This window comes from Sphingomonas montana (assembly GCF_001956315.1).
Taxonomy (GTDB): Bacteria; Pseudomonadota; Alphaproteobacteria; order Sphingomonadales; family Sphingomonadaceae; genus Sphingomonas_R; species Sphingomonas_R montana.
Window position 1 is genome coordinate 17,582 of record NZ_MOLY01000042.1, and the last position, 13,837, is coordinate 31,418.

Annotated in this window: 12 protein-coding genes; 10 read left to right on the forward strand and 2 right to left on the reverse strand. The window is 69.7% G+C overall.

The window, feature by feature from the left end; genetic code table 11:
* The first annotated feature begins 13 nt into the window (after positions 1-13).
* A complete protein-coding gene (gene flhA / locus BKY59_RS12270) occupies positions 14-2,137 on the forward strand; it encodes a flagellar biosynthesis protein FlhA (RefSeq protein WP_076072365.1) in 2,124 nt (707 codons plus the stop codon).
* 135 nt (positions 2,138-2,272) lie between these two features.
* Positions 2,273-2,935, forward strand: a complete 663-nt coding sequence (locus BKY59_RS12275; RefSeq protein WP_276205519.1) for a FliA/WhiG family RNA polymerase sigma factor — start codon at positions 2,273-2,275, stop codon at positions 2,933-2,935.
* 319 nt (positions 2,936-3,254) lie between these two features.
* Here BKY59_RS12275 and BKY59_RS12280 read toward each other — a convergent pair whose 3' ends face one another.
* Together BKY59_RS12280 and BKY59_RS12285 are read right to left on the reverse strand one after the other, a co-directional pair.
* Positions 3,255-4,274 (reverse strand): flagellin N-terminal helical domain-containing protein, encoded by a 1,020-nt coding sequence (locus BKY59_RS12280; protein ID WP_076071916.1) that lies wholly within the window; start codon positions 4,272-4,274, stop codon positions 3,255-3,257.
* A gap of 183 nt (positions 4,275-4,457) precedes the next feature.
* Positions 4,458-5,423 (reverse strand): flagellin N-terminal helical domain-containing protein, encoded by a 966-nt coding sequence (locus tag BKY59_RS12285; protein ID WP_076071918.1) that lies wholly within the window; start codon positions 5,421-5,423, stop codon positions 4,458-4,460.
* 196 nt (positions 5,424-5,619) lie between these two features.
* On the opposite strand from BKY59_RS12285, the gene BKY59_RS12290 reads away from it, so the two are divergent.
* The 8 genes from BKY59_RS12290 to fliK all read left to right on the forward strand — a co-directional run bounded on the left by BKY59_RS12290 (position 5,620) and on the right by fliK (position 13,829).
* On the forward strand, positions 5,620-6,882 hold the full coding sequence (locus tag BKY59_RS12290) for a sigma-54 interaction domain-containing protein (RefSeq protein WP_076072366.1): 1,263 nt from the start codon (positions 5,620-5,622) through the stop codon (positions 6,880-6,882).
* Positions 6,879-7,247 (forward strand): flagellar hook-basal body complex protein FliE, encoded by a 369-nt coding sequence (gene fliE / locus BKY59_RS12295; RefSeq protein WP_076071920.1) that lies wholly within the window; start codon positions 6,879-6,881, stop codon positions 7,245-7,247. Before BKY59_RS12290 ends, fliE begins: the two co-directional genes overlap by 4 nt.
* Position 7,248: 1 nt before the next feature.
* Positions 7,249-8,985, forward strand: coding sequence for a flagellar basal-body MS-ring/collar protein FliF (gene fliF / locus BKY59_RS12300; RefSeq protein ID WP_076071921.1), 1,737 nt, complete (start codon positions 7,249-7,251; stop codon positions 8,983-8,985).
* Complete coding sequence (gene fliG, locus BKY59_RS12305; protein ID WP_076071923.1) at positions 8,978-10,009, forward strand: flagellar motor switch protein FliG; 1,032 nt, start codon at positions 8,978-8,980, stop codon at positions 10,007-10,009. The genes fliF and fliG overlap by 8 nt, the downstream gene beginning before the upstream one ends.
* Entirely contained in the window at positions 10,002-10,628 is a 627-nt protein-coding gene (locus tag BKY59_RS12310; RefSeq protein WP_083672112.1) for a FliH/SctL family protein, read from the forward strand. Before fliG ends, BKY59_RS12310 begins: the two co-directional genes overlap by 8 nt.
* A 119-nt stretch (positions 10,629-10,747) precedes the next feature.
* Positions 10,748-12,082, forward strand: a complete 1,335-nt coding sequence (locus BKY59_RS12315; protein WP_420822096.1) for a FliI/YscN family ATPase — start codon at positions 10,748-10,750, stop codon at positions 12,080-12,082.
* A complete protein-coding gene (locus tag BKY59_RS12320) occupies positions 12,079-12,501 on the forward strand; it encodes a hypothetical protein (protein ID WP_076071926.1) in 423 nt (140 codons plus the stop codon). The genes BKY59_RS12315 and BKY59_RS12320 overlap by 4 nt, the downstream gene beginning before the upstream one ends.
* Positions 12,498-13,829, forward strand: a complete 1,332-nt coding sequence (gene fliK / locus BKY59_RS12325; protein WP_076071928.1) for a flagellar hook-length control protein FliK — start codon at positions 12,498-12,500, stop codon at positions 13,827-13,829. Before BKY59_RS12320 ends, fliK begins: the two co-directional genes overlap by 4 nt.
* Positions 13,830-13,837 lie beyond the last annotated feature (8 nt).

Sequence of the window (13,837 nt, forward strand, 5' to 3'; positions counted from 1 at the left end):
AGGAGACGTGGACGTGGCGACCGGGGCGATCAACAAGGCGGTATGGCTGAACGCGGGGCGCGGGGCGATCCTGCCGTTCGCGACGCTGATGCTGGTGGGCCTGATGGTCGTGCCGGTGCCGGCCGCGCTGCTGGACGTCGGATTCATCGCCAACATCATGATCTCGCTGGCCGTGCTGATGGTCGCGTTGAACGTCACCAAGCCGCTGGATTTTTCCGCGTTCCCGACGGTGCTGTTGTTCACCACGCTTCTCCGGCTGGCGCTGAACGTCGCGTCGACGCGCGTCGTGCTGGTGAACGGGCATGAAGGCGAGGCGGCCGCCGGCCATGTGATCGAGGCGTTCGGATCGTTCCTGATCGGCGGCGACTATGCCGTCGGGCTGTTCGTGTTCATGATCCTGATGATCATCAACCTGGTCGTCATCACCAAGGGCGCGGGGCGCGTGTCAGAAGTGTCGGCGCGGTTTACGCTGGACGCGATGCCCGGCAAGCAGATGGCGATCGATGCCGACCTGTCCGCAGGCCTGCTGACCCCGGAAGACGCGAAGAACCGCCGGGCGGAAGTGGCGACCGAAGCCGATTTCTACGGATCGATGGACGGCGCGTCCAAGTTCGTGAAGGGCGATGCGGTCGCGGGCGTGATGATCCTGGTGGTCAATATCCTGGGTGGCCTCGTGCTGGGCGTCGTCAGCCATGGTCTGACCATCGGCGAGGCGGCGCAGACCTATATCCTGCTGGCGATCGGCGATGCGCTGGTGGCGCAGGTGCCGGCGCTGCTGCTGTCGATCGCGGCGGCCGCGATCGTGACGCGGGTGTCCAGCCCGCTGGACCTGTCGGGGCAGATCACGAGCCAGTTCGCGTCGATGAAGGCGTGGGTGCCGGTGGCGGTGATCCTGACGATCCTGGGCCTGACGCCGGGCATGCCGCACTTCATCATCCTGCCCGCCGCCGCCATCGCCGGGTTCATCGCCTGGAAGCTGCGCGCGCCGAAGGCGACCGCGCCGGAACCGAGCGCGGCGGAAGTGGCCGCCAAGACCGCCGCCCCCGCCGCGATCGGGTGGGACGAGGTGTCGGACGGCGCGGCGCTGAGCCTGGAGCTGGGCTACGGACTGGTCAGCCTGGTGGACGAACGCAAGGGCGCGCCGCTGATGGGGCGGATCACGGGCATCCGCCGGCAGTTGAGCCGCGACCTGGGGTTCGTCGTGCCGCTGGTGCGGGTGCGCGACAATCTGACGCTCGGCCCCAATGCATACCGCATTACGGTGGCGGGCGTCATCGTGGCGGAGGACGAGGCGTTTCCGGACGAGCTGCTGGCGCTGGACAGCGGATATCTGGACGGGACGGTCGAGGGGCGGATCGTGCGCGACCCGAGTTTCGGGCTGGAGGCGGTGTGGATTTCCGCGGACAAGCGCAATGCGGCGGTGATCGCGGGCTATACCGTGGTCGATCCCGCGACCGTGATCGCGACGCATCTGAACCAGATGATCGTGAACGGTGCGGCCGACCTGTTCGGGATGGACGAGGCGCAGAGCCTGCTCGACGCGCTGAAGGAGACGGCGCCCGCGCTGGTCGCGAACCTGACGCCCGCGCCGCTGCCGCTGGCGTCGATCGCGACTTTGTGCCGCGCGCTGCTGGCCGAAGGCGTGCCGTTGAAGGATTTCCGGCGGATCGCGGAGGCGATGGCGGACGCGGCGCGGACCGAGGCGACGGCCGACGGTCTGGTCGAGGCGGTGCGCGCGAAGATCGGCGCGATCATCATCCAGGCGCTGGTGCCGGTGAAGCTGCCGCTGCCGGTCATCACGCTGGACGCGCAGCTGGAACAGCTGCTGACCCAGGCGGTACGGACCGGGCCGGGGGCGGCGCATCCGTTCGAACCGGCGCTGGCCGCGCGGATCGTGCAGGCGGTGAGCGATGCGGCGGTGCCGCTGGCGGGCGAGGCGCGCAAGTTCGCGATCGTGACCAGCCCGATCGCGCGGCGGGCGCTGGCGCGGTTGCTGCGCCCGCATCTGGCCGATGCGCCGGTGCTGAGTTTCCTGGAAATCCCGGACGGCAAGCCCGTCGAGGTGGTCGCCGTCGTCGGTGGCGCGGCCCCCGTGCCGCGACCGGCGCATGCGCCGCAGCCGGAGATGGCGCTGTGACGACCCTGCTGAACCCCGCAAAGAAGGATATCGCCCGTGGCGCGTGACGATCCAGACCGTGGCCCGGACCGTGGCCCAGATGGCAACCCGGAACTCGGCCTCTACACGCGCAAGCCGGCGCGACCGGCGCCTGACGTGCTGGTGCGCGGGCACATGCCGTTGGTCCGGAAACTCGCCTGGCATGTCCATGGCCGGGTATCGACCGCGATCGATGTCGAGGATCTGGTCCAGATCGGGATGGTCGCGCTGGTCGAGGCGGCCAATGGCTATGACGACCGGGGTTTTGCGTTTGCGACCTATGCGTCGATGCGGATCCGCGGCGCGATGATCGATCATCTGCGCCGCCACGCCACGATCTGCCGGTCCGCGATGGTGCGCAAGCGCGAACTGGACGGCAAACGGCGTGCGCTGGAAGCGACGCTGGGTCGTGCGCCCACCGAGACGGAACTGGGCGAGGCGCTGGGCCTGACCCCGGCGGCGTACCGCGAACTGGTGGACGCCACGACGTCGGCCCGGACCGAGAGCCTGGACGAGGTGTATTCCGATCAGTCGCTGTGGTTCGCCGACGTCGAGGACGCGGCCGACACCGCGATCGAACGGACGCAGCTGAAGGCGGCACTGGCGGGCCGGATCGCGGAGTTGCCGGTGCGCGAGGCGACCGTGCTGCAGCTGTATTTCGTCGAGGAGATGAACCTGGAGGAGATCGGCCTGACGCTGGGCGTGGGTGCGGCGCGGGTGTGCCAGATCAAGAAGGCGGCACTGGACCGGTTGCGGGGGGCGTTGAGCGACTGGCGCTGAGCGCGGCGGGATTTGCTTGGGGGTGGGGGCTCGGTGGGGACACCGGGCCTTTTTTGTGTGTGTTCGGGGGGTGGTGGGGGCGGTTGCGCCAAGGCCCGGGCCTGCGCCGGAGTACGGGTCTTGGTTTTTGCCTGCTGCTTCCTCCCCCGGTGGGGGGGAGGACTTTGCTTGTGTCACGGTCGTGACCTGATGGTGCCGTTGCTCCCTTCTCCCACTCCTCTCCCGGGAGGGAAGATGGCTAGGACCGCCGGACGTGCGAAGGCCGCGGCGTCTGGGGAGACGCCGCGGCCCTGTCGGTCGCGTCAGTTCAGGGGAGAACTTAGCGCAGGAGGCTCATCACGCCCTGCGACGACTGGTTCGCCTGGGCGAGCATCGCCTGGCTGGCCTGGCTCAGTATCTGTGCCTTGGCGAGGTTGGTCGTTTCGATCGAATAGTCCGTGTCCTCGATCCGGCTGCGCGCATCGGAAAGGTTCGTCGCGTTGTTCGTCTGAACGTTGACGACCGATTCCAGCCGGCTCTGCGAGGCGCCAAGGTCTGCGCGGACCGTGTTGACCGTCCGCAATGCAGTATCGACGTTGGTCAGCGTCGTGCCGGCGTTCTTGATCGCGTCCTCGCTTTTGGAACTTTCGATCAGCGCGTTGGCAGCGGCAACCGCGGTTGCCTTGCTGGCCTTTTCCGTATCCGTGCCGGACGCCATGGCGTTTGCGGTGGTCATCGCCGTCGTCGCGGCGGCCGATGCGACGCCCGTCACGTTCATGCCGATGACCCGGCCCGCCTGGGGATCGGTCGCCGGTGCCGTCGCTGCGGTCACTTCATTCTTGAACGTCGTGCCGTCGATGCTCTTGATCTTGATTTCTACCGTGTCGAAGCCGTTCGCGCCCGTCTGGATCGTGAACTTCTTGTCGGCGGTGGAGACGCCGGTCTTGTCGAACATGGAGACGCCGTTGTACTTGGTGTTGTCCAGAACATCCGAAACCTGGGCGGTCAGCGCGGTAATTTCGGCCTGGATGTTGGTACGATCATCGTTCGAGTAGGTGCCGCTCTTCGCCTGCACCGCGAGTTCACGGACGCGCTGGAGGATGTTGGTGACTTCACCAAGGGCGCCCTCAGCGGTCTGCGCCAGCGAGATGCCGTCGTTCGCGTTGCGGATCCCCTGGTTCATGCCCTTGATCTGCGCGGTCATGGTGTTGGAGATGGCGAGGCCGGCGGCGTCGTCCTTGGCGCTGTTGATCCGCTTGCCCGAGGACAGGCGTTCCATCGCGGTCGCCTGTGCGGCGGAAGCCAGGCGGGAGGAGTTCTGGGCGCGCATGGCGCCGGAGTTGGTGTTGATGACGGCCATGCTTCTGGTCCCTTGGTTCGTTCTCAGCCGATGTTCGGCAGGCACGATCCAAGTAACGGCGGCGCCGGTCCGGCCTTAAGTCGATGGCGAAGGAACTTTTTGCGACCGCTCGATGCGGTCTGCGCCGGACATGAAACCGCCCGCCATGCGGGAATGCCGGGCGGTCGCGGGGGTGACGACGGATCACTGACGGAGAAGGTTCATCACCGCCTGCGTCGACTGGTTGGCCTGCGCCAGCATCGCCTGGCTCGCCTGGCTCAGGATCTGCGCCTTGGCGAGCGCGGTGGTTTCCTGCGAATAATCGGTATCCTCGATGCGGCTGCGCGCGTCGGCGAGGTTCGTGGCGTTCGACGTCTGGACGTTCATGACCGATTCGAGCCGGCTCTGCGACCCGCCGAGATCGGCACGCGCGGAGGAGACCGCGCCGATCGCGGTGTCGAGCGTGCCGAGCGCGGTCCGTGCCTTCGTGCCGTCGGGACCGGTGATGTCGAGGGGTGCGATGGCGGCCTCATAGGCCTGCTTCTTGACCGCGGGCGCGGTCGGCGTCGGCGCGGACCCGGCGTTCGCCGCGATTTCGGCACCGCCGGTGATCGCGCGCAGGTTGATCGCCTTGATCCGGACCGCGACCTTGTCGGCCGCATTGGCCCCGGTCTGCACATCGAGCGCGACGGCATTGCCGGGGATCGTCTGCGGCGGGGTGCCGGCGTCGAGGCTGTCGGCGGTCGGGCTCGCGTTGAGGAACAGTTTGACGCCGTTGAACGTGGTGTTGGCCATGATGTCGGACACCTGCGCCGTCAGCGCCGTCACCTCCGCCTGCATGCTGGTGCGGTCGGTTTGCGAATAGGTTTCGGACCCCGCCTGCACCGTCAGTTCGCGGACGCGTTGCAGGATGTTCGTCACCTCGCCCAGCGCGCCTTCCGCGCTCTGCAGCATCGACATGCCGTCATTGGCGTTGCGGATGCCCTGGTTCATGCCGCGGATCTGCGCGGTCATCGAATTGGCGATGGCGAGGCCGGCGGCATCGTCCTTGGCGGAATTGATCCGCTTGCCCGTCGACAGCCGTTCCATCGACGTGGCCTGCATGTTGGTGGCGATGCGCGAGGCGTTCTGGGCACGCAGCGCACCGGAATTGGTGTTGATGACGGCCATGGCCGGAGGTCCTTCTTCCAAAGAACTGCCGGTTCGGGGCAGTCGGAATCGGTATGAAGGAAACAGGTAAACAGACGTTTAAGCATGTCCGTGGGCGGCGTTGAACTGCGGTGGTCCGCCTCCTGCACGGCGTAACGATTGATTTACCAGACTCACGCTATTCGATCGGCAGCAAAAGGGGGGCCGGCGCGTGACGATGATTTCGACGATGGCAGCGATCGAGGATCCGGCCTTGGCCACATGGCTGGCCGGTGTCGGGATCGCGTGCCGGACGGGCGACGTCACCGGCTCTCGCCCCAAGACAGGCATCCGCGTGCTGCACATGTCGGAGATGACGCAGGCCACGCACCGCGACATCCTGGTCGAGCTGGCGGACGGTGCGCCGATGCTGGTGCGGGCGCGCGGCGGGATGCCGGCGCAGCTGCGGTTCGGCCTGGCCGACATGGCGTTCGGCCACGCGCTGATCGCCGAACTGCTGCGCCCGGCGATGCGGCCGGCGTGCGGGGAGCCGGAAAGTGCTGCGTTCCTGGGGCTGGCCGCGCGGGTCGCGCAAAGCGACGCGACCGTGCTGGTGCTAGGCGAGACAGGCACCGGCAAAGAAGGACTGTCGCGCTACCTGCACGATCGGTCGGCGCGCGCGGCCGGGCCGTTCGTGGCGGTCAATTGCGCGGCGTTGCCCGAAACGATGCTGGAGGCGATGCTGTTCGGCCACCAGAAGGGGAGCTTCACCGGTGCGGGCGCGGCGAGCGACGGGCTGTTCCGGGCGGCGGACGGCGGCACGCTGATGCTGGACGAGATCGCCGAGCTGCCGCTGGTGTTGCAGGCGAAACTGCTGCGCGCGATCCAGGAACGCGAAGTCCTGCCGGTGGGGGGCACGAAGCCGATCGCGGTGGACGTGCGGATCGTGGCGGCGGCCAACCGCGACCTGGCAGCCGAAGTGGCGGCCGGTCGGTTCCGCGCCGATCTGTACTGGCGGCTGAACGTGTTGCCGATGACGTGCCGGCCGCTGGCCGAACGCCGGCTGGACGTGCGCGCGATCACCGCGGCGCTGATGATCCGCCACGTGCGGGCGGACGAGGCGTTTCCATGGCCGACGACCACCGCGCTGGATCGGCTGATGGCGCATCGCTGGCCGGGCAATGTCCGCGAGCTGGAGAATGTCCTGCAACGCGGCATGCTGTTGCGCGCAGGTGAGCGGCTGGATGCAGGCGACCTGGTGCTGGGCGCGACGGTGCCGGCGGCGGTGGTTGCCGATGCGCCGGTCGTCGAACCGGTCGCGACGCGGCTGTACGGCGCGGCCGTACCTAAGCTGGCCGAAGTGGCACGCAATGTGCAGGCGCAGGCGATTGCGGACGCGCTGGCCACCACCGGCGGGCACCGCGTGCGCACGGCGGAACTGCTCGGAATATCCGAACGGACGCTGCGCTACCGGATGGCTGAAATGAGGACTGCGGCATGAAGATCGATGCATCCTCGCTTATGCAGATGCGGGCATCGATCCTGCAGCAGAACAGCGCCTTGCAGAAGGCATCGGCCGGCAGCAACGCCGTCGACGGCTTGGGCGGGGTCGCCGGCCCCGGCGGGAGCGTGGCCGGGACCGGGAAGCCCGATTTCGGCACGGCGATGAAGGACGCGATCGGCCAGGTCAATGCCATGCAGTCGCAGTCGGCGGCCGCGGCGGAATCGTATGACAAGGGCGAGACGACCGACATCGCCGCGGTGATGCTGGCGCGCGAAAAGGCGTCGGTTGGGTTCCAGGCGACGTTGCAGGTCCGGAACAAGCTGTTGTCCGCCTACAAGGATATCATGAGCATGCCGGTCTGACATGAGCGAACTGGTCGCCACCCCCACCGACGTCCGCACCCTGCCGGTGCCGGCCCGTCTTCCGAACGGCCCGGCGGGCGCCATGCTGGAGCGCATTCGCGCGTTCACGCGGCAACCGGCGGTCGCCAAGGCGATGCCGATGGTCGGGATGGTCGCCCTGCTGGGGCTGGCCTTCCTGATCTGGGCGGCGCTGAGTTCCGCCCCGCAGCGCGACCTGTTCCGGGGCCTGGGCGACAGCGACAAGGCGGCAGTGGCCGACGCGTTGCAGGCCGCCGCGATCCCGTACGAGATCGACCGCGACACCGGCGCGCTGACCGTGGCGGACGACAAATATTACGAGGCCAAGATGCTGATGGCGCAGCAGGGCCTGCCCAAGAGCGCGCCCGACGGCGACGCGACGATGGCGGCATTGCCGATGGGATCGAGCCGTGCGGTCGAGGGCGAGCGCCTGCGGTCCGCGCAGGAGGCGGACCTGGCCCGCACGATCGAGGCGATCGACGCGGTGCAGACCGCCAAGGTGCATATCGCGGTGGAGCAGGCGAGCGTGTTCCTGCGCGACCAGAAGCGCGCGGCGGCATCGGTGATGCTGAAGCTGAACGGCGGGCGCGCGCTGTCCGAATCACAGGTGCAGGCGATCGCCAACCTGGTCGCGTCGTCGGTGCCGGGGCTGACCCCCGACGCAGTGTCGATCGTCGACCAGTCGGGCCGGCTGCTGTCGAAGGCGGGCGGCGATCCTCAGGCGCAGGCCGCCGATCGCCAGCTGGCCATCCAGGAACAGGTGGAGCAGCGCTACGCCGATGCGCTGGACAAGCTGCTGACGCCGCTGGTGGGGGCGGGCAACTATACCGCGGAGGTCCATGCCGACCTCGATTTCGCCGAGGTGCAGGCGACGCGCGAAAGCTACCCCAAGGAATTGCAGGCGATCCGCGCCGAACAGGGCGGCTGGACCAAGGAAGGCGGGCCGGACGGCATCGCATCGGGTATTCCGGGGGCGCTGTCCAACACGCCGCCGCCCGCCGCGACGGTGACCGCGGCCCCGAACCAGACGATGGCCGCCCCGCCCGCACCGGGCACGACCGCAGCGGTGACGGGCGAGGCCGCGCGGACGACCGAGAACTACAACCGCACGTTCGAACTGGGGCGCGAAGTGTCCGTGACGCGCAACCCGGTGGGCACCGTCCGCCGGCTGTCGGTGGCGGTCGCGCTGAAGGACGAGAAGGGGGCCAAGCGGCCCGCCGTCGAGATCGCCGCGCTGGAGAAGCTGGTGCAGGGGGCCGTCGGCTATGATGCGCGGCGCGGCGACGTGATCGCCTTGTCCGCGCGCAAATTCGCGACGGTCACCGAGGAGGCTGCGCCGTGGTACGAGGCGAGCTGGATGCCGATGGTGACGCGCAACGGATCGGCGCTGCTGATCGCGCTGCTGGTGGTGTTCGGGGTGGCGCGACCGATCATGAAGCGCAAGCTGGCACCGATCGCGGCGCAGGTGGCGGCGACCGGGGCGGCGGACAAGTCCGCGACCGGCAAGGAGATCGCGACCGCGCTGGCGCAGCAGACCGCGCAGACCGCAGCGATCGGTGCGCCGATCACGCTGGAGATGATCGAGGGCGCGCCGGGCTATGCCGCGCGGGCCGAACTGATCCGCAATTTCGTGAAGCAGGATCCGGCGCGGGCCGCGCTGGTGATCCGCGACCTGATCCGGTCGGACGGCAAGGGTGCGGAGGCCCCGGCGCATGGTTGAGGGCCAGACCATCACCGCCGACCCGGGCGCGATGCTGAAGGGCGGGAGCGAGGCCGCGGCCATCCTGCTGATGCTGTTGTCGGAGGACGAGGCGGCCGAGGTGCTGAGCCGGCTGGAGCCCGACGAAGTCCAGCAGCTGGGCGGCGCGATGTTCAACGTCGCCGACGTGAGCGAGCAACAGGTGGACGGCGTGCTGGACCTGTTCGTGGAACGGGCGAGGGCGCGCACGACGATCGGGTTCGATAGCGACGTGCAGATCCGCGGGATGATGCAGCGCGCGCTGGGCCAGGACCGAGCGGACAACGTCATGGCGCGGATCACGCCGCCGGCACGCACCGTGTCGCTCGATTCGCTGAAATGGATGGATGCGCGCACGATCGCGCAGCTGGTGGCCAACGAACATCCGCAGGTGGCGGCGCTGGTGCTGGCGCATCTGGACGCGGGGATCGCGGCGGACGTGCTGCAGTTGCTGGACGAGGAGACGCAGGCGGACATCGTGTACCGCATCGCCACGCTGGGCGAGGTATCGTCCGATGCGCTGGAGGAGCTTGAGCGTACGCTGCTGAAGCAGGTCGCGCGATCGACCGGGGGCAGCAGTTCGAAGCGCGGCGGGGCGGCGGAGGCGGCCAAGATCGTGGGCGGCACGCGCACGAACGCGGAACAGCGGCTCATCAAGGCGCTGGCGAAGCTGGACAAGGCGCTGGCCCGCACGATCGAGGACGAGATGTTCGTGTTCGACGACCTGATGGCGGTCGACGACAAGTCGATGGGGACGATCCTGCGCGGCGTGGACAACGATACGCTGGTCATCGCACTGAAGGGTGCGGACCCGGCGCTGCGCACCAAGATATTCGGATGCATGTCGAGCAGGGCGGCGCAATCGATCCAGGATGAAATAGGGGAGCGCGGGCCGATGCGACTGGCCGACGTGACCGATGCGCAGAAGGCGGTGCTGCAAATCGCCCGCCAGCTGGCCGCGGACGGAACGATCATGCTGGGGGGCAAGGGCGATGATTATGTCTGACCCTTGGTCCACCGGCACGGTGGCGCGGATCGGGTCGCTGGTGGCGCCGGCACCGGGCGGGTTCACGGCCTGGGGCCGGGTGCCCAGCCTGGCGCCGGTGGCGGGGGAGCCGTTCCTGGACGACGTTGAGGATGACGCCGTCATCGACCCGGCGGCGATCCACGATGCGGCGTTCGCCGCCGGCTATGACGCGGGCACGGCGTTGCTGGAACGCGCGATCCTGGCGGAACGCGAGGCGGTGACCGCGCTGGCGGCATCGCTGGCCGCGCTGCACCCCGAACCGGCCGGGCCGCTGGCCGAATTGCTGGCGCGCACCGTTGAGCGGCTGGTGCGGCAGGTGGTGGGCGAAGTAACGATCGATCCCGACCGCCTGCTGGAACGGGCGCGGGGCGCCGCCGAGCTGATCGCGGAGGAGACCGCGCCGGCGCGGATGCGCGTGCATCCCGACGATCATGACCGGCTGGCGGGGGCGGACCTGCCCGTGGAACTGGTCGCCGATCCGGCGATCGCGCCGGGCGCGGTGTCGGTGGAAGGGGCGCTCGGCTGGATCGAGGACGGGCCGGCGGCGGCGCTCGAACGGTTGCGCCATGCGCTCGACCGAATGGGGGTGGTGGCCTGATGCCCGATCTTGGTCTTGCGGTCGACACGTTGCCGTACCCGCGCGCAGGCGGTGGGCCAGTTCCGGGCTCCGACCTGGCCCCGCGTCTGCGTGGGACTACGGAATGGGCCGGGCCAGGCATGCTCGCCACCTGCGCGGCGGCGATGCTGGATGCGATCGACCTGTCGGCGGAGGGGCCGCGGCGGATCGGGAAGCTGGCGGCGTATGACGGCATGATGCTGGAGGCGACCGGGTTCCGCCGGCCGATCGGTAGCGGGGCGCGGGTGATCGACGCCAATGGCGTGCCGAAGCGCGCGGAGGTCGTGGGGTTTCGCGGCGACCGGACGCTGATGGTCGCGCTGGACGGCGAGGCCCCGCATGCCTGCGGCGCGCGGGTGGAGCCGGACGGCGACGGCGGGATGGCCGATGTCGGCGATGCGCTGCTCGGTCGGGTGGTCGATGCGCTGGGCCATCCGCTCGACGGGCTGGGGCCGGTCGCGACGGCACAGACCTGGCCGCTGGCCGGCCGGCCGGGCAATCCGCTGGACCGCGGGCGCGTGACCGAGGCGTTCGACATGGGCGTGCGCGGCGTGAACGCGCTGCTGACCGCGGGCGTCGGACAGCGCATTGCGATCATGGCGGGGTCGGGCGTCGGCAAGTCGGTGCTGATGGGGCAGATGATCGCGGGGGCCGATGCCGACGTGATCGTCGTCGGGCTGGTCGGCGAGCGCAGCCGGGAGGTGTCGGATTTCCTGGCGACGAAGCTGAGCGGCGACGTGCGGCGCAAGAGCGTCGTGGTGGCGGTGCCGGCGGACCATCCGCCGATCCTGCGGTTGCGTGCCGCGATGCGCGCCACCGCGATCGCCGAATATTTCCGGGAACGGGGCTGCAAGGTCCTGCTGCTGATCGACAGCCTGACGCGCGTCGCGCATGCGCAGCGCGAGATCGGGCTGTCGCTGGGCGAGCCGCCGACGATGAAGGGCTATCCGCCGTCCGCGCTGGGGCTGGTGCCGCGGTTGTGCGAGCGGGCGGGGGCGTGCGCGCGGACCGGGGGGTCGATTACGGCGCTCTATACGGTGCTGGCGGACGGCGACGATGTGGACGATCCGATCGTCGATACGGCACGCGCGATCGTGGACGGGCATATCGTGCTGTCACGGTCGCTGGCCGAACAGGGTGTGTTCCCGGCGATCGACGTCGGCAAGTCGTTGAGCCGCGTGATGGCCGATGTCGTGCCGGACGATCATGCCCAGGCCGCGATGCGGCTGCGGCGGCTATGGTCGGTCTATGAGGAGAATCGCGACCTGATCCTGATGGGGGCGTACCGCGCCGGCAGCGATCCGACGGTGGACGAGGCGATTGCGCGGCATGACGATATCCTGCTGTTCCTGAAACAGGGGCAGAAGGAGCGGGTCGACTATGCGACGTCCGCTGCCACGCTGACCGCAGGCTTCGGCCATGGCGGCGGTCGATGAAGGGGCTGGTGCGCCGGCGGGAACGGATCGTGCGCGTGCGCCGGGTGCAGCATCTGCAGGTCGCGGCGGCGGCGGCGCAGGCCGAGGGGCGGGCGTTGCAGCTGGAGACGACATCGGACCGGTTGCGCGATCTGCGCGGAAGCCTGGCCGCGACGCCGGGCGTGACGTTCGGCGCGGCGCTGGCCAACGTCAACGAACTGGGCGCGCGGCTGGAAAAGGTGCGCGACGGGCTGACCGACGCGATCGTGGGCGCGCGCGCGACCGCGGCGGAACAGGCGGCGCTGCGGCTGGCGGCGCGCATCCGCGAGGAGAGCGCGGTTCGGCTGAAGGAACGGTCGGACGCGCTGTGGGCGGCGGACCGCGAGCGGCGGCTGTCGCGGATCGCGGGGCGGCGGCCGGTGCGGGGGGACGGGGCATGATGGTGACGACGGGGTTTGTGGCGGGCGTTGCCATGCGTGCCGTACTGCCGCGCGCTGCCGAGTGGGGCAGCGCGTTCGGGGCGGCACTGGAGGCGGCCGGGGCGGGCGTGTCGGACGGCAGTGATGCCGATATCGCCATAGAGTCCGACGGAGAAGCCGAAGTCTTCGCCGATCCGTCGATGGCGGGGGTGGCCATGCCTGATCCGGTAGCGCTGGTTGTGATGCCAGCACCCCCGCCCGCCATCGGGGGGTGGGTCGGGGATGAGGGTGTCGGCTTGGTGGTCGATCCTCCCATAAGCGATACCCTTTCCGGTTCGCTGGCGGGTGTTCGGGTTCCCGCCGGTCGCAGCGATGACGGGCGGGTTGCCGCTGGCCTCGGCCCCGCACCCCGGCCCTCCCCCCGGACAGCGGAGGGCGTGCGGTTCGATCCGGCTTTGGCGGTCGCGCCGGCCGCAGTCGCGATGCGGGATGTTTCGGCGTTGCTGGCCGGGCAGCCGGGGGTCGTCATGTCGCCGGTCGCGCAACTGATGACGACGCCGCCGGTCATCGGACCGACGTCGGCAACCGCACAACTGGCTGCGGTGGTGGCGCCCGTCGCGCAGGCGGACGCGCCAGCGCCGGTCGGGGTCGCGGAGGCGGCGATCCGGGAACAGGTGGCGGCGCTGATCGACGACCGGGGCGGGGATACCGACGTCGCCTTGCCGATGAAGGCAGGCGGCGATACCATCTTGGCGACGTCTGTCGTGCCTGGTTTGCCGCAGGTGCACGGGACGCCGTCTGCCGCGCCGTCCGCCGCGCCGGTACTGGCCGGCGATGCGGCGCTGGCGCTGCACGTGGATGCGGCGCGGCAGGGGGCGGCGCTGGATGCGATCGGCCGCGATATCGTGGCGGGCGGGGATGCGGCGGCGCCGATGCAATTCCGGATCGATACGGCGCGGATGGGGCCGGTCACGATCGACCTGTCGGGCGGGATCGCGGCACTGGCGGTGCGGATGACGACGCAGGGGCCGGAGGCGCGCGACCGGATCGCGGAGGCCGAGACGCGGCTGGTGAACGATGCACGCGCGGCCGGGGTGCAGATCGCCAGCGTGCAGGTGATCGACAAGCCGGCCGAGGCGCGGCGCGAAACGGCGCAGTCGGGCGGGCAGCCGGGCGGACAGCATGCGGAGGCAAGTGGCCATGGTGCGGGCGGGCAGGGCAGCCAGCCGGGTCAGGGCGGCGGTGCCGGTCGCCAGTCGCATGCACCGCCGCGCGGGCGGTTGATCGATCCGGTTGGTTCCGGTGCCGCATCGGCAAGGCCGTCCGCGGCCAGTGAACTCTACGCATGACACGGGGA